This window comes from Gelidimonas diazotrophica (assembly GCF_055694025.1).
Genome location: NZ_CM146349.1, coordinates 2770547 through 2793126, shown reverse-complemented (window position 1 = coordinate 2793126; position 22580 = coordinate 2770547). Strand labels below are relative to the sequence as shown.

Sequence of the window (22580 nt, the reverse complement as noted above, 5' to 3'; positions counted from 1 at the left end):
AAAATCCGGGAACTAGTCTTCGTCCAATTGCTGGAATCGCATAGCCAGACAATCGATCAGCAAGCGAACCGCAGGACGCAGTCCGCGTCTGGAAGGAAATACCGCGTGGATGAGGCCCCCTTTCGGCGCCCAGTCGGGAATTAATTGCACCAGCTTGCCGTCCCTGATCTCGTCAGTCAGCATCATCGTCGGCAGGCTGACGATTCCCGCGCCTGCGATCGCAGCCAGGCGCAACGCAATCATATCGTCGGTGACAAGGCGCGGGATGTGACGAATTGCCGCCACTGCGCCTGCTGACCCCGCAAGCTGCCACACATGCTCGGCTTGCTGCGGCCCCAGATCCAGGCTCGGCAAGTTATTCAAATCGGCCGGCACTTCGGGTACGGCGTATTTTTGCAGCAAACCCGGGCTCGCTGCCAGGCACCATCTGCGTTCGCCCAACACCTTCATCACCAAATCGCTATCTTGCAGCGGCGGCGGGCGTACCCGGATCGCCACATCGATACCCTCGCCGATCACGTCGACGCGGCGGTTGGTGGCTTCGAGATGCACGGACACCCGTGGGTTATCGGCCATGAAGTCGGCCAGAATGACTCCCACGCGGGAGTGGAGCAAGGCAACCGGGCAGGTCAGCCGCACTATCCCTTGCGGTTCGGAGCGGTTCATGTCGATGGCTTCCTGCGCCGCTTCGGCTTCCACCAACATCGCTTTGCAGTGGTTGTAATAGCTTTGCCCTATTTCAGTGACCGAGAAGCTTCGTGTCGAGCGCTGGATAAGGCGCACTCCAAGCCGCTCCTCCAGCAGCGCGATACGCCGGCTCAACTTTGACTTAGGGATGCCCAATGCCCGCCCTGCGGGTGCAAAGCCATGATGATCGACCACCTGGGCAAAGAAAAAGAGGTCATTGAGGTCTCGTGTCATGTCTTCCCCATTGTTCTGAATATAGGACGCTGAGTATGAATCAGGCTATCTAGCGCAATTATCAGGTAAAAACTACACTTATATCATCCCAATCACATCAGATTGGTCTCAAGCAAGGAGCACGACATGAAAAAGATTCTCGGCGTCTACAGCAGCCCCAAGCAGCACTGGGTCGGCGATGGTTTCCCGGTGCGCACGCTATTCTCGCACCACACTTTAGGTCAGCACATCAGCCCTTTCCTGATGCTGGATTATGCCGGACCGACTCAGTTCGCACCGGCAACCAGTCCCCGTGGCGTGGGCCAGCACCCGCATCGCGGCTTCGAAACGGTGACCATCGTTTACCAGGGAGAAGTGGAGCACCGCGACTCTACCGGCAGTGGTGGGCGCATCGGTCCTGGCGACGTCCAGTGGATGACTGCCGCCTCCGGCATCCTGCACCAGGAATTCCATTCGCAGGAGTTCACCCGCAATGGTGGCACTCTGGAGATGGTGCAATTGTGGGTCAATCTGCCGGCCAAGGACAAGATGGCCGCGCCGGGCTACCAGACCGTGCTGGACGGCGACATTCCATCAGTAGCGTTGCCTGACGAAGCCGGTCGCGTGCGCGTCATTGCAGGCAATTACGAAGGTCACCATGGGCCTGCGCATACTTTCACGCCGATCGACGTGTGGGATCTGCGCCTGAAGCAGGGTGGCTACACCGAACTGAGCGTGCCTGAGAATCGGACGCTCGGGCTGATTGTCCTGCGCGGCAGCGTGCTGGTAAACGGCAATCAAGCGGCGCACGAGGCCCAGATGGTGATGCTGGAGCGGGACGGCACCGACATCTCGTTGGAAGCCAGCAGTGATGCCACGGTGTTGCTGCTGAGCGGAGAGCCGATCGACGAGCCAGTGGTCGCCTACGGGCCGTTCGTGATGAACACATCGGACGAAATCACGCAGGCGATGCAGGATTTCAACAGCGGCCGGTTCGGCCAGATGAGTGCGTGACGCGCTGGCCGCGCTTGAACTAGCAGAAGAGAACCAGAGCGGCCTGTTCCAGACCATTAACGACATGCCGATGCCGCCGCGCTGGCCAAGATGGCGACGCTGTGCAAGATCCCGGTGATCACTACCGCGAGAATGCACTCCAGTGGGCTGAGGTTTACACCAAAATATTCCCCGAGTATCAGTTGCTGATCGAGAGCTACACGAAGGCACAAGAGGTCGCGACCAAGAACGAACAACTGGATTCACTACGTAAGTGACACCAATGCAGGGCGATTGCATGAAGCCATTGCGCTGTCCACGAACGACACGAAAAGCACGAAAGAGTCAAAAATACTGAAATCTATGTGCGTATGCCGCAGCATTAAGCAATTTTCCGATTACACAAAATCGCGGACACCCTCGCACGTCAACAATCACGGGTTTCTCGCCAGTCGCCATTAACTGTTGCAGCTCATCGACACTGATCCGCGCCATGTTTGCTAAATGTTGCGTGAATTGCGACTCGTCAATCTCAACACCTTGCGCAGGAGGTGCGTGCACGGGTCGATACTGCGGACCACAGCCGACGCCATTCCGCTGTGTGACTGATTCATGAAGAAAGTCATTTCATTTTGGTTCATGCCAACTATACTTTTAGGGCAGGGGCATCGGCAAGTCTAACCAAAATTTATGGAATTACCATGAGCAACCAACTGAACGAAGACGGGCTTGACCTTTTATTTTTCAAGGCGCGTACCCACAACGCCTGGCTGGATAAGCCGGTGAGCGACGATGTCTTACGTCGACTCTATGACATCATGAAATGGGGACCGACCAGCGCAAATTGTTCTCCGGCGCGAATTTTATTCCTGCGCACGCCAGAAGCTAAAGAGCGACTACGGCCGGCGTTGGCGCCGGGCAATGTGGAAAAGACCATGGCGGCGCCGGTCACGGCCATCATCGGCTACGATGGTAAGTTCTTTGAGCAATTACCAAAACTATTTCCTCACGTGGACGCACGCGCCTGGTTCGCCGACACGCCGGAACTCGCCGAGGTCACTGCCAGGCGGAACAGTTCGCTGCAGGGAGCCTACTTCATGATCGCGGCGCGTGCCCTCGGATTGGACTGTGGTCCGATGTCCGGGTTCGACCAAACGAAAGTGGACCATGAATTCTTCCCGGGCACGAAGCGATTGAACTTCGAGTATGAGTATTTTCCGGACAGCCACATCAAGACCAACTTCCTGTGCAACCTGGGCTATGGAGATCCGATTAAACTTTTTCCGCGCAGCCCCCGCCTCGATTTTGATGAAGCATGCAAATTACTTTGATCCGGAAGCCAAAACGCATATCGTCTTAAAACAGGAATCCGTTACCGTCAGTCAGACACGGGAAACCGGCCTCCTTATTCCTGGAGAAATACATCACTGGAAACGTCAATATGGCGACGTTAGCGCCTAATGGAATTACTACTCGATAGGCTGGCTTTTCACTTGCCCGATAGCGCCATCTCTGCGCGAGCGGAATACCAAACGATTCCCTGGCGCCATGCTGCCGGCCACGAGGCGCGACCCCCTTGCGCTCTACTGTCGATGAATGTGCGGTACTGGCTATTCTGCGACAGTCGTCCCCGATGCCTTTGGCCATCTGAATAGAAAAAAATGGACACCTAACAAGGCATCCATTTCGTTTGCCGGACAGCCTCTGAGCTAATCGGTTGCCGTGACCAACGCCCCCGCTGGGGCTTTCTCAGCACAACCGCCTGCTGCAGCACTCCATATATACTCAATACGGTATATTTCTTATGCGCAATAAAGATATGCGGAGATAGGCATATTTATGCATATACTCCAGCGAAAATACCAGTCAATCGTCAAGCTGCCGGTTCCAGGGCAACTGCTTTGATCCTGCTTTCCAGCACTTTTCCTTTGCGCGCGCGTTTGGCGATGTGGGCTACGAGAGCGGTGGCTTTCAGTGTCACGGTCTGGGCTTTGCCGCCGCGGCCAATGCCGGTGACGATCAGTCCATTCTGATTGATGGTCTGCGCAGTCAACAGTTTTTCCCGGTCTTCCAGTGCCATCATGATTACGCCGCGTCCGCCGCTGGAGAGCGACTTGATTTCAGTCAGGCCGAACACCAGCAAGCGGCCATGTTCCGACAGGCAGGCGATCGCGTTGTCATCGTTTTTAACGATGCAAGGCGGCAGCAGGGTGTCGCCGTCTTCCAGTTTGACGAAGGTTTTACCGGCTTTATTGCGGCTGATCATGTCGCCTGTTTGCGCGGTAAAGCCGTAACCGGCGTCCGAGGTCAGCAATAGCGTCACATCCGCCGCACTGGCAAAATAATGCAGGATGTGCGACCCGTTAGCCAGTTCGATAAAAGCGGTGATCGGCATGCCGTCGCCGCGCGCGTTCGGCAGGGCCGAGACCGGCACCGAATAGATGCGGCCGTTGGAGCCGAACGCCAGCAAGTTGTCGACCGTGCGGCATTCGAAGATGCCATACAGCGCATCGCCGGTCTTGAAGGCGAATTGCGCCGCATCGTGGCCGTGGCCGGTGCGGGCCCGTATCCAGCCCTGGCGTGAAATCACGATGCTGACCGCTTCATCCACCACTTTCTGTTCCATCACCGCTTTTTCAGCGGCTTCGATCAGGGTCCGGCGCGGGTCGCCAAACTGCTTTGCATCGGCTTCGATTTCCTTGATGATGCATTTTTTCAAGACCGCAGGATTGTCGAGCAATTCCTGCAAGCCGGCGCGCTCGCTGCGCAGCGTAGCGAGTTCCTGTTGAATCTTGATCGATTCCAGCCGCGCCAATTGGCGCAGACGGATTTCCAGGATGTCTTCGGCCTGGCGGTCGGACAACGAAAACGCCTGGATCAGCGCTGGTTTTGGCTCGTCCGATGCGCGGATGATTTTGATGACTTTGTCGATGTTGAGCAGGATCGCTTCCCGCCCTTCGAGGATATGGATGCGCTCATCGACACGGCGCAAGCGATGCTCGGTGCGGCGCGTTACCGTGGCAAAGCGGAATGTTATCCACTCGCGCAGGATCTCGCCCAGTGCTTTCTGGCGCGGCCGGCCATCGCCGCCGATCATCACCAGATTCAGCGAGGCGCTGGTTTCCAGCGAAGTGTGCGCTAACAACATTTGCATGAATGCGGCCTGATCCTGGGTCCGGGATTTCGGTTCCAGCACCAGACGTACCGGCGCAGCGCGGCCGGATTCGTCGCGTATCGTGTCGAGCATCGACAGCACGCTTTGCTTCAAATTGGCCTGTTCCGGCGTCAGCGTTTTCTTGCCGAGTTTGACCTTCGGGTTGGTCAGTTCTTCGATTTCTTCCAGAATCTTTTGCGACGAAGTGCCCGGCGGCAGTTCGGTGATGACTGCCTGCCACTGACCACGTGCCAGGTCTTCGATTTTCCAGCAAGCGCGCACCTTCATGCTGCCGCGTCCGCTTTGGTACATCTCAGACAGCGCTTGTGGCGCGCTGATGATTTGCCCGCCGCCGGGGAAATCCGGTCCCGGCACGAATTCCATCAATTCGGCATGGCTCAGATGGGGATTGCGGATCAGAGCCACGCACGCACGGGCGATTTCCTGCAGGTTGTGCGACGGGATTTCAGTCGCCAGGCCGACCGCGATGCCGGACGCGCCGTTCAGTAGCACGAAAGGCAAGCGGCCCGGCAGCAGCATCGGTTCTTCGGTTGAGCCGTCGTAATTGGGCTGGAAATCGATGGTGCCCATGCCGATTTCTTCCAGCAGCAATTTGGCAATCGGCGTCAGCCGCGCTTCGGTATACCGCATCGCCGCCGCGCCATCGCCGTCGCGTGAGCCGAAATTGCCCTGGCCGTCGATCAGCGGGTAGCGCAACGAGAAATCCTGCGCCATCCGCACCAGCGCGTCATACACCGATTGGTCGCCATGCGGATGCAGTTTGCCCAGCACGTCGCCGACTACGGCCGCCGATTTGCGCGGTTTGGCGGCCGCGTTCAGGCCCAGTTCGTTCATTGCATACAAAATGCGGCGCTGCACCGGTTTCTGGCCGTCGCAAACGTCGGGCAGCGCACGGCCCTTGACGACCGAGATCGCGTAATCGAGATAGGCGCGTTCGGCGAAAGTGGCCAGCGTCAGGGTTTCGTCGTCGGCAGAGGCAGGTTCAAATAGCGTGGTTTGGTCGGTCATGGTTTTTCTTGTTAGATATCGGCTTCGGCTTCGTTGCCGTGCTCTTCGATCCAGGCGCGGCGCGACGCGGCTTCGCCTTTGCCCATCAGCATGTGGAAGCGCGCTTCGGAGTCAGTCACGTCCAGCGCGCCGAGCGTGATCGGCAACAGGCGGCGGGTATCGGGGTTCATCGTGGTTTCCCACAATTGCTCGGCATTCATTTCGCCCAGACCCTTGAAGCGCGCAATGGTCCACGCGCCATCCTTGATGCCTTCCTTGCGCAACTTGTCTTCAATTGCGGTCAGTTCGCCATCGTCGAGCGCATAGATTTTCTGTGCCGGTTTCTTGCCACGCGCCGGCGCATCGATTCTGAACAGGGGTGGGCGCGCCACGCAAATGTGGCCGCGGTCGATCAGTTGTGGAAAGTGGCGGAAAAACAGCGTCAGCAGCAGCACTTGAATATGCGAGCCATCCACGTCGGCATCGGACAAAATGCAGATTTTGCCGTAGCGCAGGCTGCTGAAATCAATCGCATCGTTCCTGCCATGCGGATCGACGCCGATTGCCACTGCAATATCGTGAATTTCGTTGTTCGCAAACAGGCGGTCGCGCTCGGTTTCCCACGCGTTCAAGACCTTGCCGCGCAAGGGCAGAATCGCCTGAAATTCCTTGTCGCGCCCCATCTTGGCCGAGCCGCCGGCGGAATCGCCTTCGACCAGGAAAATTTCATTGCGCGCAATGTCGGAGGATTCGCAATCGGTCAATTTACCCGGCAGCACTGCCACGCCGGAGGATTTCCTTTTCTCGACTTTTTGGGCCGAGCGCAGCCGCGATTGCGCCTGTTTGATCACCAGTTCGGCCAGTTTTTTACCGTATTCGACGTGATGATTGAGCCACAACTCCAGCGCCGGTTTGGTGAAACTCGACACCAGCTTGACTGCATCGCGGGAATTCAATCTTTCCTTGATCTGGCCCTGGAATTGCGGATCGAGCACCTTGGCCGACAGCACAAAGGAAACGCGGGCAAATACGTCTTCCGGCAACAATTTGACACCTTTCGGCAGCAGCGAATGCATGTCGACGAAGCTTTTCACCGCGCCATATAAGCCTTCGCGCAAGCCTGATTCGTGGGTGCCGCCGGCCGGAGTCGGGATCAGATTCACATACGATTCGCGCACTACGCTACCGTCTTCGGTCCAGGCTACCACCCAGCTCGCACCTTCGCCTTCGGCAAATCCTTCGGTGTCGCTGCTCGCATGTTGTGCATCTTCAAACAGCGGGATCAGGGTTTCGCCGCTGGAAGTTTGCGCCAGCGATTCCATCAGGTAGCCGCGCAAGCCTTGATCGTATTGCCAGGTTTGACTGTCGCCGGTCTTGGCGTTGTCCAGCGTGACTTTGACACCCGGTAGCAGCACCGCTTTTGAGCGCAGCAAACGCTGCAAGTCGGCCAGCGCGATATTGGGAGAATCGAAATATTTAGGATTAGGCCAGACGGTGACGCGGGTGCCGGATTTTTTTCCTTCGCGAAAAGCCGGGCGCGATATCAGCGGTTCGATCACGTCGCCGTCGGCAAACGCCATTTGATGCACGCCATTGCCTTGATCATCCTTACGCCAGACCGTAATTTCCAGCCGGGAAGATAAGGCGTTAGTGACCGATACGCCGACGCCGTGCAAGCCGCCCGAGAATGCATAGGCGCCGCCGCTACCCTTGTCGAATTTGCCGCCCGCGTGCAGCCGGGTGAATACGATTTCGACGGTCGGCACATTTTCTTCCGGATGCAGCCCGACCGGGATGCCGCGGCCATCGTCTTCGACGCTGACGCTGCTATCGGCATTGATGGTGACCAGAATGGTCTTGCTGAAGCCGCCCAGCGCTTCGTCGGAAGCATTGTCGATGACTTCCTGCACGATGTGCATCGGGTTTTCGGTGCGGGTGTACATGCCTGGACGCTGTTTGACAGGTTCCAGGCCTTTCAGCACGCGGATGGAGGATTCGTTGTATTCGGATTGTTTAGTTGCCATGCGGTGGGCGATACTTTTTAAAGACTGAAATGGTGTGTTGCAGGATTATGTTGTGCGCCAACATTTTAATGAAAATTCTGTGTAGGGCGCAATGTGTAGGGTGCAATAAGCGCAGCCCTTGCAGGGCGCATATCCGCTTGCAAGCGGATACCGTTCCACAGGCGCGGGGCACTGCCCCACGAAACCCCTGCTTCACCATTGCGCCGCATGAATACGCATGAATACGCATGAATACGCATGAATACGGTCACTTGCTCAACAGCCGCATTCCGCGTTCCAGGCCGTCGATGGTGAGTCCGAACATGCGGTTGCTCATCAACTGCTGCATGATGGCGACCGATTGGCGGTATTGCCATAAGCCTTCCGGTTCCGGGTTGAGCCAGATGAATTTCGGGAAGGCCTGGGTGAAGCGCTGCAGCCAGGCGGCGCCGGCTTCGGCGTTATTGTATTCGACCGAGCCGCCCGGTTGCAGGATTTCATACGGGCTCATGGTGGCGTCGCCGACGAAAATCAGCTTGGTGTCAGCCGGATATTTGCGCAAAATATCCCAGGTCGGGAAGCGTTCCGCGTGGCGGCGGCGGTTGTTTTTCCACAGATAATCGTAGACGCAATTATGGAAATAAAAGAATTCCATATTCTTGAATTCGGTTTTGGCAGCAGAAAACAGTTCTTCGGTGCGCGCAATATGGTCGTCCATGGTGCCGCCGACGTCCAGCAGCATCAGCACCTTGATATTGTTTTTGCGTTCCGGTTGCATCCGGATGTCAAGAAAGCCGGCATTGTTGGCGGTGGCGTGAATGGTGGCGTCCAGCGCCAGTTCTTCCTCCGCCCCTTGACGGGCGAATTTGCGCAGTCGCCGCAGCGCGACCTTGATGTTGCGGGTGCCGAGTTCGCGCTCGCTGTCGTAATCGCGATAGGCGCGCGCTTCCCACACCTTGACCGCGCTGCGGTTACGACTTTCGCCGCCGATGCGGATGCCTTCCGGGTTGGTGCCGCTGTGGCCGAACGGCGACGTGCCGCCGGTGCCGATCCATTTGTTGCCGCCTTCGTGGCGCTCCTTTTGCTCGTTGAGCAAATCCTTCAGCCGATCCATCAGCTTGTCGTAGCCGAACTTTTCGATTGCCGCTTTCTGCTCCGGCGTTAATTCGCGCTCGATGCGCTTCATCAGCCAATCGAGCGGGATCTCGGCATTTTTCTCGAAAATCGTGTGGATGCCTTTGAAATACAATCCGAAAGCCTGATCGAATTTGTCGTAATGCGCTTCGTCCTTGACTAGCAGGGTGCGTGACAGATAGTAGAAATCGTCGACCGAAGTGCCGATCACGCCTTTTTGCAGCGCTTCCAGCAACAGCAGGAATTCCTTGATCGAGACCGGAATTTTGGCGTTTTTCAGCGTAAAGAAAAAATCAATCAGCACAATAATCCTAGAAACCGCAGCGTCGCGTGCGTACCTGTGAGCGAAATCGGCATGTGTGGGGGCATGTACATTGGGAGTAAGTATACTACTTGATGTATTTTTAGTTTCCGCATGTAAATTATGCGGTAAGGGCATGCTTTATGTACATACTCCCCTATATTTTATTACCGGTTGGTGCGCGACATGTATACTAAACGTTCGAATAAATGCACGTCTTGCTCATTTTTGAGCAATGCGCCATGTAGCGGCGGCACGATCGTTTTGGCGTCCTTGCTGTGCAGCGCGTGCGGCGGGATATCTTCGGCCAGCAGCAGTTTGAGCCAATCCAGCAATTCCGAGGTGGACGGTTTCTTCTTCAGGCCCGGCACTTCGCGCACTTCATAAAAGGTTTGTAGCGCTTGCGCCAGCAAATCTTTTTTGAGCGCCGGGAAGTGCACATCGACAATTTGTTGCATCGTGTCCTTGTCGGGGAATTTGATGTAGTGGAAGAAACAGCGGCGCAAAAAGGCATCCGGCAATTCCTTTTCGTTGTTCGAGGTGATGATTACCAGCGGCCGATGGATGGCACGCACCATTTCGCGGGTTTCGTAGACGTAAAATTCCATGCGGTCGAGTTCGCGCAGCAGATCGTTGGGGAATTCGATGTCGGCCTTGTCGATCTCGTCGATCAGCAACACCACCGGCCGGTCGGCGGTGAAGGCTTGCCACAGCACGCCCTTGACGATGTAGTTGTGGATGTCGCGCACGCGCTCGTCGCCCAGTTGCGAATCGCGCAGGCGCGACACCGCATCGTACTCATATAATCCCTGCTGCGCCTTGGTGGTCGATTTAATGTGCCACTGCAACAAGGGCATATCCAGCGCGGCGGCAACTTCCTCCGCCAGCATGGTTTTTCCGGTGCCCGGTTCGCCTTTGATGAGCAGCGGGCGTTGCAGTGTCAGGGCCGCATTGACGGCCAGTTTCAGGTCGTCGGTGGCGACGTAGCTTTGGGAACCTTCGAAGCGGTTGTTGTGTCGCATAGTCTTGTGTCATCAGAATGAAATCGGATTTCAGTATAAGGGAGAATCGAATGCCCCTGCCAAGGCGTCATGCAACAGCGCTAAAACGGCACCATCGGGCGTGGCATTCAGAAGATTCTTTCCTGCATTTTAAATTTGCACAAGTTGCCATATTGAACAATTCAAAGCACCCGTAAAAGCGAACTAAGAATATGAAAGTAACATTACTAAAAATCAGGGTGATGTGGCGCCGGTTTCGTCACGGCGCCGATCATCTGGCACAAAACCCGTCCCAATTTCAGCATCGGGTGGAAACCCTGATGCATCGGGCCAATCCGGATGCGCGCTGGCAAGAGCGCGCCAATTGGCTGATGGATGTGGCGGAATGGCTGCGGCATGCGCCGAAAGTGACGCTGCAGGGCAACGCGGTCTGGCGCAGCGTCAAGAATCAGCGCTTGTTGTATTTGCTGGACTGGCTGGATGGGCATCGCGAAGAGCGTCGCCTGGTGCAGCTGACTTTGCAAAAAAGTTTGCGCGAGGCCGCCGGCCCCGAGCTTTTTTGCGCTACCGGCTTGCCTGGCAAGCTGGCTTTCTTCGGCGAATTGTACGAACACCTGGTAAGCAAACTGCTGCCGGCGATGCCCACCAGGATGGATCTGTCGCACCTGATCACCGCCATGTTCCCCGATCCTGCCGACGCCCTGTGGTTATCGGAGCTCGATGCGGGCACATTGACGCGGATCTGGAAATTGTGCGGCGACGATGGCATTAACCATACTTATGCGCAACAAATCGACGAAGCACTGACCCATTTGGTAACGGATGTCGTGGCCACCGGCATCAGTGCCGGCTTCCGGCATCGGATTTTGCCCCGCACGCCGCTGTCGGCGACGCCGTTCATGGCGCTTCGACGCGAGCTGGAAGTTTATCTGATGGCGCAGCAGCCGGACCTCGCGGTATTGCGCAGCGTGCGCATGTTGATTGCCGTCTGCCAAGCCCGGACCGACAAGATCTATGCCCATCTGGACGAGTTCGGCGTCTCGGTCGGGCTGGTCTACAGCGTCGAGCGCATGCGGGCGCAACTGGCGCGCATGTCGCGTCTGATCGAGATGCGCTCGGCTGCCGCCGATGCGGAGCAAGGCGCCGGACAGATGCAGGCGCTGCTGGTTGATCTGATCAATGCGTATCATAAGAAATCATCCTTGTTCGGCCTGTTCCAACGCAGTTTTTCATTGCTTGCAAGGAAAATGGTGGAGCGCAACACAGATCGTGGCGAACAATATATCGCACGCGACAAAGCGGCTTACCGCGCCATGCGGCAGTGCGCCTATCGCGGCGGCGTGGTGCTTGCGTTTACCGTTTGCATCAAGTTTTTGCTGGCAGGCATCGGCTTGGCGGGTTTTTTTGTCGGCCTGTTCGCATCCCTGAATTATGCCTTGAGCTTCATCCTGATCCAGGCCGTGGGCGGCGTTCTTGCAGCCAAGCAGCCGGCAGTTACCGCCCCGGCGCTGGCTGCCAAAATGGGTCAGCTCGACAGCGTCGATAGCTTGCGTGCGCTGGCGCAGGAAATTGTCTTGGTGCTGCGCGCGCAATCGGCTGCCATCTTCGGCAATCTGATGGCGGTGATCCCTGCCATGGTCGTGATATCGATCGGCGTAGCGTTGTTTTCCGGCGCTCCGATCCTGACAGCGGACCAGGCTCAAGCCAGCCTGCACTCCTTGTCCGCGCTAGGCCCAACTCCGCTATACGCCGCGCTGACCGGAGTCTTGCTGTGGCTGGCCAGTCTGGCGGCAGGTTATGCCGACAACTGGTTTGCGTTGCGTCGATTGCGCGAATCGCTGACTTATCAGCGCCGCTTGGTGCATGTGGTGGGCGCTACCCGTGCCGCACGTTGCGCGTTGTGGCTTGAGCAACACATTGCCGGCGTGGCCGGCAACCTCGCCATCGGCGTACTGCTGGGGATGACGCCGGTACTGGCGCAATTTTTCGGGCTGCCGCTGGACGTGCGGCACGTCACGCTGTCGACCGGCACGCTGACGGCCGCCGTGGCGAGCTTGGGGTGGCAGACTGTGCTGTCGAGCCAGTTCTGGCTGGCGGCCGCGGGCGTGGCGAGTATTGGCGCACTGAATGTGGGCGTCGCATTCAGCTGCGCTCTGGCGCTTGCTATGCGGGCGCGCAACGTTCCGGCACGCGTGCGGCGCATGGTGTTGCGGCTGGTCTGGCGCCGCTTCAGCGCCGCGCCGCTGGCATTTTTATTGCCAACTAGGGGTGCCGAGCAGCAAACTTCACAATCGGTGATAATCACCCGGGGAACAAATGGCGAATAATCAAAAAATTGACAGCCATATTGTTCTTAATATGCCGGCAGGAGACCGTTGATGTTCGGCATAAATATAAAAAATTCTTCGGGTGATATAAACATGAATAGTGTGCGCAGAGCCATCATCATCTGCCGCACATCCGAATAATATCTGTGTACTTTCTATCCTATTATCATGAAAAAATTCTTCGCACTTCTCGCACTGGCGGGTGTTGCCAGCGGTGTTGCAGCAGCGGATCTGGTTGGTGATCCGAAAGCAGCCGAAAACAAAAATGCCATGTGTATCGGATGCCACGGCATTCCCGGTTACAGAACTGCTTTTCCCGATGTTTATCAAGTCCCGATGATTGGCGGTCAATCGCAGAAATACCTTGAAAATGCGCTGATCCAATATCGAAAAGGCGAACGCAAGCACCCGTCGATGCGCGGTGTTGCAGGCAGCTTGTCGGATCAGGACATCGCCGATCTGGCAGCTTACTATGCACAGCAGAAATAACCGGAGCCCACTATGAAAACCACTCTTTCTTTGGCGCTGGTGTTCGCTTCGACACTGACTTGTTCCAGCGTTTTCGCGGCCGACGATATCGCTGCCGGCAAGGCCTTGACTGTAAAATATTCTTGCGCTGCCTGTCATGGTGCGAATTTCAATGCGCCGATCGATCCGAGCTACCCCAAATTGGCCGGACAGCAGAAGAGCTATCTGGAGTACGCGCTGGTAGGCTACCAGCGCGGCAGCGAAAGCCCCAACGGCCGCGGCAACGCGATCATGGGCGGGCAAGTCAAACCCTTGTCGCGTCAGGACATCAAAAATATCGCAGCGTATCTGCACAGTCTGCCAGGCTCGCTGGTGTTGCGCAAATAAGCGCGCTGCCGGATTTTTGTAATTGCGTCATGAAAAAAGCCACGACTAACGTGGCTTTTTTTATGGCGGACCGCAGGATGATTATGTCGATGCCCGCCGCTTGACGCACGCGATATACGCGGCACCGTCGGGCGGCAATCCGCTGCGTTGCGAAGCCCATAGCATTTCACCCAGGCACTCCATCATCTGGTGTTGCGCTTGATGTTCCGAATCCAGCTTTTGCACCAGGATGCGATGCGCGGCGCGGATTCCTGGCGGCTGGTCGATGGAGACTTGCTCGGCAATCGACAGGTGCATCGACAGGTGCAGGAAGGGGTTGCTCTGGCCTTGTTCCACCGAATAATCGGCTGCCAAAGCGGCATCCAGATCGGCCAGCACCGCCGCATATTCAGGGTGCTGGTTAATCCAGTCAGCCGCAATCGCTTCCAGCGGGGTCAATATCTGGTTGGCATGCTGCTTGCGGTAAGTGTCGCAAAAGAAGCGCCGAACGTCGTGCTGCGAGGGTGTGTACATATTTTGAAAGGCTATGAAGTCGGCACATTGTACGCGGCTTTGCTGCGGCTAAATTTGCTCGTGGCGGTAAGGAATCAAGCCCCTTTTGGCGTGGGCGTTTTCGACTTGTAATCGCACAAGTCGGCAATCAGGCAGTTCCAGCATTGCGGCTTGCGCGCGGTGCAAGTGTAGCGGCCGTGCAGGATCAGCCAGTGATGCGCATCCAGCATGAATTCCTTCGGAATGACTTTCAATAATTTTTGCTCAACCGCATCGACATTCTTGCCGGGCGCTATGCCGGTACGGTTCGACACCCTGAAAATGTGGGTATCGACCGCCATGGTCGGCTGCCCAAATGCGGTGTTCAGCATCACGTTGGCGGTTTTGCGCCCAACGCCCGGAAGCGCTTGCAATGCTTCCCGCGTGCATGGCACTTTGCCGCCGTGGTCGGCCAGCAGCAGGCGACATGTTTCGATCACGTTTTTGGCCTTGGTGCGGTACAGCCCGATCGATTGAATATAGGGAATTAATTCGTCAACGCCGAGTGCGTAAATCGATTGCGCAGTATTAGCCACGGGAAACAATATGCGCGTCGCCTTGTTGACTGAAACGTCGGTCGCTTGCGCCGACAGCATGACTGCAATCAACAGCTCGAACGGTGTGCTGTATACCAGTTCCGTGGTTGGATGCGGGTTGGCGTTACGAAAGCGGGTAAAAATTTCACGGCGTTTTAGGGTGTTCATCAATTTTTTGGTGGTGTCGATCGAGCGCTATCTGCATTTGCTGCTGCAGCCATTTCTTCTTTCTTTTTTTGCGCCCGTGCGATGGCGGCCTGGATGATGGCCTTCTTCCTGGCTTGCTCGACCTTTTCCTGCTCGGTGACGCTCAACTCGGCTTCCACACTTTTCAGTTTTGCATCTGCCTTGGCCGCGAGCCGGGCCTCGTTTTCTGCCTTTTCGCGCCGCAAGCGATTGGTTCGGAAGTCATGGCGCGCGCGTGCCGCATCGGCCTGCGCTTGCGACCAGGCATTCCAGCCGGTGCGGGTGCCGGTGACGCTGACCATTGCAATGCAATCGACCGGGCACGGCGCAACGCACAAATCGCAGCCGGTGCACAGGTCAGGCAATACGGTATGCATCTGTTTGGCCGCCCCAACGATCGCATCCACCGGGCAAGCCTGGATGCATAAAGTGCAGCCGATGCACAGCGCTTCATCAATTACCGCAACCGGGCGCGGCCGCTCCAGACCGTTGGCCGGATTGAGCGCAATTGCCGGTTTGCCGAGCAATTGCGCCAGCCGGCGGACGCCCTCGGCGCCACCCGGCGGGCATTGGTTAATATCGGCGGTGCAGCTGGCAATCGCTTCCGCATAAGGACGACAGGCGGGATAACCACATTTAGTGCACTGGGTTTGCGGCAGGATATCTTCGATTAGATCCGCGAGTGATTTGGAGGCTGGCTTCGACACGGCAGGTTTCAATGGCATAAAACGTCATTATCGGGCAAACGCCGACAGCTTCAAATAAAAAAGCCGTTTCCTCGTATCAGGAAACGGCTTTTCTGGTTTGCTAAGCTTTGTTGCCGGTTAGCCGATTGCAGTTTCAGGCCTGTGCTTTAATGAATTCGGCAATTTTTGGATAAACTATTTCGCGCCAGCGGCGACCTGAAAAAATCCCAAAATGACCGCAATCCGGGGCTACGAATTCGAGTCGCATCGACTCCGGAATCCCGCTGCACAATTCTTGCGTTGCCTCGGTCTGGCCGGCGCCGGAGATATCGTCCAGTTCGCCTTCGACCGTGAACAAGGCAACCGTTTTGATGTCTTGCGGACGTACCAGTTTTCCTTCGACTTCCCAGGTGCCTAGCGGCAAACTGAACTCCTGGAAAACGGTTTTGATGGTATCCAGGTAGTACTCGGCCGGCATATCCAGCACAGCATTGTATTCATCGTAGAATTTTCGATGATTCTCAGTCGAGCTGTTGTCGCCCTTTACCAGATCCATATAAAAATCCCAGTGGCTTTGCGCGTGCCGCTCAGGATTCATCGCAACAAATCCGGCATGTTGCAAGAAGCCCGGATAAACCTTGCGGCCAGAGCCCGGATAATTTTGCGGCACGCTGTAGATCACTGTATTTTCAAACCAGGAAAATTTCTTTTCGGTGGCCAGGTTGTCGACGCTGGTGGGAGATTTCCGGGCGTCTATCGGTCCGCCCATCATTGTCATGGTCTTGGGCAATAACGGATCATTTGCGGTTGCCATTAACGCGATGGCGGCAAGCACAGGGACCGTTGGCTGACAGACTGAAATCACATGCAGGTCAGGGCTCAATAGCCGGATGAAGTCCTGCACATAATAAATATAGTCATGCAAATGGAATGGACCGTCGGAGAGCGGCACCATGCGCGCATCGATCCAGTCGGTGATGTAGACATCGTGTGCTTCTGACAGTTTCTGTGCTGTGTCGCGCAGCAAAGTGGAGTGATGCCCCGATAGCGGCGCTACCAACAACACTTTCGGCTGTTTTAATGCAGCGATTTCCTTGTCATTCAGATCTTTTTTGAAATGAATCAGCTGGCAAAAAGATTTTTTTTCTGCGATTTCTTCCAGAATATCGACTGGTTTGCCATTGATTAAGACTGGATCAAGTTTGAATTCCGGCTTCTTGTAATCTTTACCGATGCGAAACATCAACTCGTAGCCAGCGGCGAGGCGTTGAGAGAGTGGCGTATGCGCTAGCGGCGAAATTGGATTTGATAAAAGTTTGGCAGATGCTTCCGCCCATTGTGTAAGTGGGCCTAGGAAAGAGCGTCGCATTTCGTGAAGTTCGTAAAGCATAGATTGCCTTGTTAGTTAGTTATCGCCAATATATGAGCCAATTAAAACTGCTCACTGCACTCAACTGTTGGTTTGAGTTAAATTTTGGCAAGTGTACCGCGGATTCATGCACGAAGTGCAACCGGCCACCCGATTCACAGCGCAAATGCATCAAATTGTCAACGTTTCCAAGCCAACAACTTCGGCCCGGTAGCGATCAGGAACTGCTGCATAGAATAGTTTCTTCGAAATACTGCGCTTGATGGAGGTATCTTGCCGCAACAGATGGATGGTGAATTTTCGGATGACATTGAAATTTCCAGAGCCGTGATTGGTCTGAACTCGACTGGCATCTGGCGCCAGCCGGATGCTGGTGAGGTCTGTGCTTCAGGCCTGATTGCGACGCTTGATATTCAAACCACTTAATAAGTACTGATAAATAGTGGGAGTATAAGAACAAATACCCATGATGCCGCTTATAAATAAAGCGTAGTTAAAAATACAGCCATGTGTATTTTTTGCGTCAGAATCCTCCGCCGATGCGCCGCTGGCCATAATCGATATTCTCGAACGTAGGTAAAATAAATAAAAAAGTATTATTTTTGATTTTAAGCGCATGGCAGGCACATGAAAAATCACAAGCAACAGATCGACTTATCGAAGCGCATAAGCGGCCCGTCGTCGTCTCCAGGATCATGATGCAATCGACACCCAGGCAGCAAGCGCAACAGGACTGTGACCTTTTGATCGTCGGCGGCGGCATCAACGGTGCGGGCATCGCACGTGATGCGGCAGGCCGTGGCTTGCGCGTGATCCTGTGCGAGCAGCACGACCTGGCCCAGCATACCTCGTCGGCCAGCACCAAACTGATCCACGGTGGCTTGCGCTATCTCGAGTACTTTGAATTCAAGTTGGTGCGCAAGGCCTTGCAGGAACGCGAAGTGCTGTTGCGCGCCGCGCCGCATATCATGCGGCCGCTGCGCTTCGTGATGCCGCACGATGCCGGACAACGGCCGGCCTGGATGATACGTGCCGGATTGTTCCTGTATGACCATCTGGCGCGCCGCGAATTCCTGCCGGCATCGGAAGGCGTGTCGCTGCGCCAGCACGTCGCAGGTGCGCCGCTGAAGGGTAATTACCGCAAGGGTTTTGTGTATTCTGACGGCTGGGTCGACGATGCGCGGCTGGTGGTGCTCAATGCACTGGACGCCAGCGAACGCGGCGCCAACATCCTGACCCGCACCAAATGCGTGCAGGTGCGACAGGAAGACGGAGGCTGGCGCGCCACGCTCGACAGCCAGCAACATGGCCGCATCGAGGTCAGCGCGCGCGCCATCGTGAATGCGGCCGGCCCCTGGACTGGGCAATTCGCCAACACAGCCTTTGGCGTCAAAAATACGCATGGGCTGCGGCTGATCAAAGGCAGCCACATCGTCGTGCCGCGTCTGTTCGATCATCCGTACGCGTATATTTTCCAGAACCCCGACCAACGCATCATCTTCGCGATCCCGTATCAGGACGAGTTCACCCTGATCGGCACCACCGACCTGGAATATACCGGCGATCCCGGCAAGGTGACCATCAGCGACGACGAAGTGCGCTACCTGTGTGCGATGGTCAACCGTTATTTCACCAAACAGATTTCTGCGGCCGATGTGGTCTGGACCTATTCCGGGGTGCGGCCGCTGCTGGACGACAGCGCGCAAAACGCCTCTGCAGTGACGCGTGATTATTTGCTCGAATGCGACGAAAACAATGCACCGTTCCTGAATGTATGGGGCGGCAAGATCACCACCTACCGCAAGCTAGCGGAAGAAGCGCTGGCCATGCTGCTGCCGCGTCTGGACCTCCATGCGCCGGACTGGACCTCTGCTGCACCGTTGCCGGGCGGCGACCTGCAGCAAGCCGGCGTGCTGGTTGACACCTATGACTTTGCGCGTTTTTCGGAAGAATTCTGCACCCAGTATCCATGGCTGCCGGGTAAGCTGGCGCAACGCTATGCGCGCTGTTACGGCAGCCGCGCCAGTCGCATGCTGGGTACCGCAAAAAAATGTTCTGATCTGGGTGAGGAGTTGACGCCCGGCATGTACGAACAGGAGGCGCGCTATCTGTTTGAGGTGGAATGGGCGCGCAGCGCCGAAGATATCCTCTGGCGCAGAACCAAATGTGGCTTGTATTGCCAGCCGCAGCATGTCGCGCGATTGCAGGAATGGCTGATGACGCAGCAATAGAACAAGCATCTTATCGAAGCTAGGACAATCAAATTTGAGTAACTGACGCACATTCATCGTGGTAAAGGCTGGGTCCACGAAAAACCCGAAAGACACGAAAAAAGATGGATGGTGGTTGTGGGTACCGATTAGAGTGTGATCAGATTTCAGTTGCTATCTGAAAGCAACCGCCGACAGGATTTCGTTATGAAGACTTTTTCGTGCTTTTGGTGTCTTTGGTGGACAGTGGGTAACCTCAGTTACAGTTTTTGACCGATTGGAATAGCCATGGCGTATTTGCTGGCATTGGATCAGGGCACGTCGAGTTCACGCAGCATCGTGTTCAAAGATAGCGGCGAAATCGTTGCCGCAGTACAGCAGGAATTCAAACAGCACTTTCCCCAGCCGGGCTGGGTCGAACATGACCCGATGGATCTGTGGCAAAGCCAGCTCCAGACCTGCCGGGCGGTGCTGGCCAAGGCCGGTATCAGGGCCGATGCATTGGCCGCACTGGGCATCGCCAACCAGCGCGAAACCACGCTGGTGTGGGAGCGCAGCAGCGGCAAACCGATCTTCAACGCAATTGTCTGGCAAGACCGCCGTACCGAAGCATTGTGCGAAGAGTTGCGCAGCAAAGGACTGGCCGACAGCATCCGCCGCAAGACCGGCCTGGTGCTGGATCCGTATTTTTCGGCCACCAAGCTGCGATGGATACTCGACCAAGTCAGCGGCGCACGCGAGCGCGCCCAGCGCGGCGAACTGGCATTCGGCACCGTCGATGCATGGCTGGTCTGGAATCTGACTGGCGGACGTCTGCACGTCACCGATGTGACCAACGCCTCGCGCACCATGCTGTGGAATATCCACGAGGGCTGCTGGGATCAGGAATTGCTGCGATGGTTGAATATCCCGCCCGAGGTGCTGCCGCAAGTGCATCCATCGAGCCACCTGTTTGGTGCCACCGATCCGCAGTGGCTAGGCCAGTCGGTGACTATCAGCGGCATTGCCGGCGACCAGCAAGCGGCGCTATTTGGACAAGCCTGCTTCAAACCCGGCATGGCCAAGAATACCTACGGCACCGGTTGCTTCATGCTGCTCAATACCGGCGACGCTTGCGCTGACTCGCACAATGGACTGATCAGCACCGCCGCCTGCCAGATTGGCGCCAACAAACAATATGCGCTGGAAGGCAGCGTCTTCATTGGCGGCGCAGTGGTGCAATGGTTGCGCGACGGCCTCAAGGCAATCCAGGATTCGGCCGACATCGAAGCGCTTGCTGCCTCGGTGCCGGATTCCGATGGCGTGGTCTTTGTGCCCGCCTTTACCGGCCTGGGCGCGCCGTACTGGATACCGTCCGCCAAGGGCGCAATTCTGGGCCTCAGCCGCGGCACCACGGTCGCCCATATCGCGCGTGCGGCGCTGGAGTCGATCGCGTTCCAGAGTGCCGCGCTGCTGCGGGCGATGATGCGCGATGCAGCGTCGCCGATCACCGAATTACGGGTCGATGGCGGCGCTTGCGCCAATGCGTTATTGCTGCAATTTCAGGCTGACCTGCTCGGCATCCCGGTGATCCGGCCGCAAGTCACTGAAACCACCGCGCTCGGTGCCGCCTACCTGGCCGGCCTGGCAGTCGGCATATACCGCAACACCGCAGAGCTGGAATCGCACTGGCGCGTTGACCGTGTATTCGAACCTGCAATCAGCCGCGATCAGGCGCAGGCGCTGATGCAAAGATGGGAGACGGCGATCGGCATCGTAGGGGCGGGTTCCAAACCCGCCCTTGGTTGATCCACCGGGGCAGGTTTGGAAGCTGCCCCGGCGAATAATAAATTTTACGTATATTCGTTACATTTAAAGCACGATTTACTCTCACTGCCAGTGAGAGTGTTGCTTCAGCTAATTTAAAGGAAATTTCGAAATGGCCCTGACCCGCGCCACCAAAATAGTTGCCACCATCGGCCCCGCTTCAAGCGATCTGAATACCCTGATCCGGATGATTGCGGCTGGAGTGAATGTGGTGCGCCTGAATTTTTCCCACGGCACGGCACAGGATCAGATTGATCGTGCCAGCCTGGTGCGTCAGGCAGCTGCAGCCTGCGGGCGTGAAGTTGCCATCATGGCCGATCTGCAAGGACCTAAAATTCGGGTCGGCAAGTTCGAGAACGCTCAGATCGAACTCAATGATGGTGATCAATTTATCCTTGATGCCGCCTGCGAACTGGGTAACCAGGAGCGTGTCGGCCTCGACTATAAAGAATTGCCGCGCGACCTGAAGCCGGCGGATGTGCTGTTACTGAACGATGGTTTGATCGTGCTGGTGGTGGACAAGGTGATCGGCAGCGCGATCCACACCACGGTAAAAACCGGCGGCGTACTGTCGAACAACAAGGGCATCAATCGCCAGGGCGGCGGCCTGTCTGCTCCGGCGCTGACCGCCAAGGATATGGAAGACATCAAGACTGCGATGCGTTTCCAGGCAGATTATGTCGCGGTGTCGTTCCCGAAAAATGCCACCGACATGGAAATGGCGCGGCAACTGGCGAACAGCGCCGGCGAAGCGTATGGGCACAAGCCGCTGATGATTGCCAAGATCGAGCGCGCCGAGGCGATTCCGGTATTGCAGGAAATCATCGATGCCTCCGACGGCATCATGGTCGCCCGCGGCGATCTGGCAGTGGAAGTCGGCAACGCGACAGTACCCGGGCTGCAAAAGCGCATGATAAAAATGGCGCGTGCATCCAACAAACTGACCATCACCGCCACGCAAATGATGGAATCGATGGTCGTCAATGCGATCCCGACGCGGGCCGAAGTATCGGACGTCGCCAATGCGGTGCTCGATGGCACCGATGCGGTGATGACTTCGGCAGAAACTGCAGTGGGCAAATATCCGATTGAAACAGTCACCGCAATGGCCGCCATTTGCGTTGAAGCGGAAAAATCGGATGTCTGCAAGCTCGATGCCGATTTCCTCAATCTGACCTTCACCCGCATTGATCAATCGATTGCGTACGGCGCCTTGTTTACTGCATACCATCTGCGGGTCAAGGCAATTGCGGCCTTGACCGAATCCGGCTCGACCGCGCTCTGGATGAGCCGCAACAACATCGACATTCCGATTTTTGCCATTACCTCCAGTGTTGCAACGCAACGCAAGGTTGCCTTGTACCGCAATGTGCGCACACTGGGAATAGTGCCATCGAATGATTGCGAAGAAGTGTTGAAGGCGACCGAAGCATTGCTGCTGGCGAAAGGGATCGTCCAAAACGGCGACCTGATCGTCGTCACTTGGGGCGACCCGATGGGGCAGGCCGGCGGCACCAATGCATTGAAGATCATGCGGATCGGCGAACCCTGATCTGCTCCGCGGGCGTGATCCTACTTTT

At 56.5% G+C, this 22580-nt stretch carries 18 protein-coding genes and 1 pseudogene; 10 read left to right on the top strand and 9 right to left on the bottom strand.

Annotated elements, in window-relative coordinates; genetic code table 11:
• Positions 1 to 12: 12 nt before the first annotated feature.
• Positions 13 to 921, bottom strand: coding sequence for a LysR family transcriptional regulator (locus KGFNPO_RS12925; RefSeq protein WP_472631665.1), 909 nt, complete (start codon positions 919 to 921; stop codon positions 13 to 15).
• A gap of 126 nt (positions 922 to 1047) precedes the next feature.
• On the opposite strand from KGFNPO_RS12925, the gene KGFNPO_RS12920 reads away from it, so the two are divergent.
• The 3 genes and pseudogenes from KGFNPO_RS12920 to KGFNPO_RS12910 all read left to right on the top strand — a co-directional run bounded on the left by KGFNPO_RS12920 (position 1048) and on the right by KGFNPO_RS12910 (position 3224).
• Positions 1048 to 1914, top strand: coding sequence for a pirin family protein (locus KGFNPO_RS12920; protein WP_472631664.1), 867 nt, complete (start codon positions 1048 to 1050; stop codon positions 1912 to 1914).
• Between the two features lie 125 nt (positions 1915 to 2039).
• Positions 2040 to 2171: pseudogene (locus KGFNPO_RS12915) on the top strand (hydrolase); the annotation flags it as partial.
• A 423-nt stretch (positions 2172 to 2594) separates the two neighbouring features.
• Entirely contained in the window at positions 2595 to 3224 is a 630-nt protein-coding gene (locus tag KGFNPO_RS12910) for a malonic semialdehyde reductase (RefSeq protein WP_472631663.1), read from the top strand.
• A gap of 542 nt (positions 3225 to 3766) precedes the next feature.
• Here the strand turns inward: KGFNPO_RS12910 and parC are convergent.
• The 4 genes from parC to KGFNPO_RS12890 form a co-directional block, all read right to left on the bottom strand.
• Entirely contained in the window at positions 3767 to 6076 is a 2310-nt protein-coding gene (parC, locus tag KGFNPO_RS12905) for a DNA topoisomerase IV subunit A (RefSeq protein WP_472631662.1), read from the bottom strand.
• A gap of 11 nt (positions 6077 to 6087) precedes the next feature.
• Positions 6088 to 8079 carry a DNA topoisomerase IV subunit B gene (locus tag KGFNPO_RS12900; RefSeq protein WP_472631661.1) on the bottom strand — a complete coding sequence of 664 codons (1992 nt, stop codon included), beginning with the start codon at positions 8077 to 8079 and terminating at the stop codon, positions 6088 to 6090.
• Positions 8080 to 8326: 247 nt separating this feature from the next.
• Positions 8327 to 9496: a vWA domain-containing protein gene (locus tag KGFNPO_RS12895; protein ID WP_472631660.1), complete on the bottom strand. Its 1170-nt coding sequence runs from the start codon at positions 9494 to 9496 to the stop codon at positions 8327 to 8329.
• Between the two features lie 164 nt (positions 9497 to 9660).
• Positions 9661 to 10515 (bottom strand): AAA family ATPase, encoded by an 855-nt coding sequence (locus KGFNPO_RS12890; RefSeq protein WP_472631659.1) that lies wholly within the window; start codon positions 10513 to 10515, stop codon positions 9661 to 9663.
• A gap of 191 nt (positions 10516 to 10706) precedes the next feature.
• Here KGFNPO_RS12890 and KGFNPO_RS12885 point away from each other — a divergent pair, with 191 nt between their 5' ends.
• The 3 genes from KGFNPO_RS12885 to KGFNPO_RS12875 all read left to right on the top strand — a co-directional run bounded on the left by KGFNPO_RS12885 (position 10707) and on the right by KGFNPO_RS12875 (position 13676).
• Positions 10707 to 12821, top strand: coding sequence for a site-specific recombinase (locus KGFNPO_RS12885; RefSeq protein ID WP_472631658.1), 2115 nt, complete (start codon positions 10707 to 10709; stop codon positions 12819 to 12821).
• A gap of 168 nt (positions 12822 to 12989) precedes the next feature.
• Entirely contained in the window at positions 12990 to 13310 is a 321-nt protein-coding gene (locus KGFNPO_RS12880) for a c-type cytochrome (protein WP_472631657.1), read from the top strand.
• A 12-nt stretch (positions 13311 to 13322) separates the two neighbouring features.
• Positions 13323 to 13676: a c-type cytochrome gene (locus tag KGFNPO_RS12875; protein ID WP_472631656.1), complete on the top strand. Its 354-nt coding sequence runs from the start codon at positions 13323 to 13325 to the stop codon at positions 13674 to 13676.
• 81 nt (positions 13677 to 13757) lie between these two features.
• Here the strand turns inward: KGFNPO_RS12875 and KGFNPO_RS12870 are convergent, their stop codons facing one another.
• The 4 genes from KGFNPO_RS12870 to KGFNPO_RS12855 all read right to left on the bottom strand — a co-directional run bounded on the left by KGFNPO_RS12870 (position 13758) and on the right by KGFNPO_RS12855 (position 17005).
• Complete coding sequence (locus KGFNPO_RS12870; RefSeq protein ID WP_472631655.1) at positions 13758 to 14189, bottom strand: DUF1841 family protein; 432 nt, start codon at positions 14187 to 14189, stop codon at positions 13758 to 13760.
• A gap of 74 nt (positions 14190 to 14263) precedes the next feature.
• Positions 14264 to 14911 (bottom strand): endonuclease III, encoded by a 648-nt coding sequence (nth, locus tag KGFNPO_RS12865; protein WP_472631654.1) that lies wholly within the window; start codon positions 14909 to 14911, stop codon positions 14264 to 14266.
• Positions 14911 to 15654 carry an electron transport complex subunit RsxB gene (gene rsxB / locus KGFNPO_RS12860; protein WP_472631653.1) on the bottom strand — a complete coding sequence of 248 codons (744 nt, stop codon included), beginning with the start codon at positions 15652 to 15654 and terminating at the stop codon, positions 14911 to 14913. The genes nth and rsxB overlap by 1 nt, the downstream gene beginning before the upstream one ends.
• A gap of 115 nt (positions 15655 to 15769) precedes the next feature.
• Complete coding sequence (locus tag KGFNPO_RS12855) at positions 15770 to 17005, bottom strand: polyhydroxyalkanoate depolymerase (protein ID WP_472631652.1); 1236 nt, start codon at positions 17003 to 17005, stop codon at positions 15770 to 15772.
• A gap of 252 nt (positions 17006 to 17257) precedes the next feature.
• On the opposite strand from KGFNPO_RS12855, the gene KGFNPO_RS12850 reads away from it, so the two are divergent.
• From KGFNPO_RS12850 to pyk, 4 genes are all read left to right on the top strand, one after another.
• Complete coding sequence (locus KGFNPO_RS12850) at positions 17258 to 17410, top strand: hypothetical protein (RefSeq protein ID WP_472631651.1); 153 nt, start codon at positions 17258 to 17260, stop codon at positions 17408 to 17410.
• Positions 17411 to 17682: 272 nt separating this feature from the next.
• On the top strand, positions 17683 to 19215 hold the full coding sequence (gene glpD, locus KGFNPO_RS12845) for a glycerol-3-phosphate dehydrogenase (protein WP_472631650.1): 1533 nt from the start codon (positions 17683 to 17685) through the stop codon (positions 19213 to 19215).
• 267 nt (positions 19216 to 19482) lie between these two features.
• Positions 19483 to 20982 (top strand): glycerol kinase GlpK, encoded by a 1500-nt coding sequence (gene glpK, locus KGFNPO_RS12840; RefSeq protein WP_472631649.1) that lies wholly within the window; start codon positions 19483 to 19485, stop codon positions 20980 to 20982.
• 136 nt (positions 20983 to 21118) lie between these two features.
• Entirely contained in the window at positions 21119 to 22552 is a 1434-nt protein-coding gene (gene pyk, locus KGFNPO_RS12835; RefSeq protein WP_472634475.1) for a pyruvate kinase, read from the top strand.
• The last annotated feature ends 28 nt before the right edge of the window (positions 22553 to 22580 follow it).

What these genes read in the sequence shown, in the direction of transcription:
- KGFNPO_RS12925 (WP_472631665.1), bottom strand. Translation starts at nt 921, where the DNA reads ATGACACGAGACCTCAATGACCTCTTTTTCTTTGCCCAGGTGGTCGAT.
- KGFNPO_RS12920 (WP_472631664.1), top strand. Translation starts at nt 1,048, where the DNA reads ATGAAAAAGATTCTCGGCGTCTACAGCAGCCCCAAGCAGCACTGGGTC.
- KGFNPO_RS12910 (WP_472631663.1), top strand. Translation starts at nt 2,595, where the DNA reads ATGAGCAACCAACTGAACGAAGACGGGCTTGACCTTTTATTTTTCAAG.
- parC (WP_472631662.1), bottom strand. Translation starts at nt 6,076, where the DNA reads ATGACCGACCAAACCACGCTATTTGAACCTGCCTCTGCCGACGACGAA.
- KGFNPO_RS12900 (WP_472631661.1), bottom strand. Translation starts at nt 8,079, where the DNA reads ATGGCAACTAAACAATCCGAATACAACGAATCCTCCATCCGCGTGCTG.
- KGFNPO_RS12890 (WP_472631659.1), bottom strand. Translation starts at nt 10,515, where the DNA reads ATGCGACACAACAACCGCTTCGAAGGTTCCCAAAGCTACGTCGCCACC.
- KGFNPO_RS12885 (WP_472631658.1), top strand. Translation starts at nt 10,707, where the DNA reads ATGAAAGTAACATTACTAAAAATCAGGGTGATGTGGCGCCGGTTTCGT.
- KGFNPO_RS12880 (WP_472631657.1), top strand. Translation starts at nt 12,990, where the DNA reads ATGAAAAAATTCTTCGCACTTCTCGCACTGGCGGGTGTTGCCAGCGGT.
- KGFNPO_RS12875 (WP_472631656.1), top strand. Translation starts at nt 13,323, where the DNA reads ATGAAAACCACTCTTTCTTTGGCGCTGGTGTTCGCTTCGACACTGACT.
- KGFNPO_RS12870 (WP_472631655.1), bottom strand. Translation starts at nt 14,189, where the DNA reads ATGTACACACCCTCGCAGCACGACGTTCGGCGCTTCTTTTGCGACACT.
- nth (WP_472631654.1), bottom strand. Translation starts at nt 14,911, where the DNA reads ATGAACACCCTAAAACGCCGTGAAATTTTTACCCGCTTTCGTAACGCC.
- rsxB (WP_472631653.1), bottom strand. Translation starts at nt 15,654, where the DNA reads ATGCCATTGAAACCTGCCGTGTCGAAGCCAGCCTCCAAATCACTCGCG.
- KGFNPO_RS12855 (WP_472631652.1), bottom strand. Translation starts at nt 17,005, where the DNA reads ATGCTTTACGAACTTCACGAAATGCGACGCTCTTTCCTAGGCCCACTT.
- glpD (WP_472631650.1), top strand. Translation starts at nt 17,683, where the DNA reads ATGCAATCGACACCCAGGCAGCAAGCGCAACAGGACTGTGACCTTTTG.
- glpK (WP_472631649.1), top strand. Translation starts at nt 19,483, where the DNA reads ATGGCGTATTTGCTGGCATTGGATCAGGGCACGTCGAGTTCACGCAGC.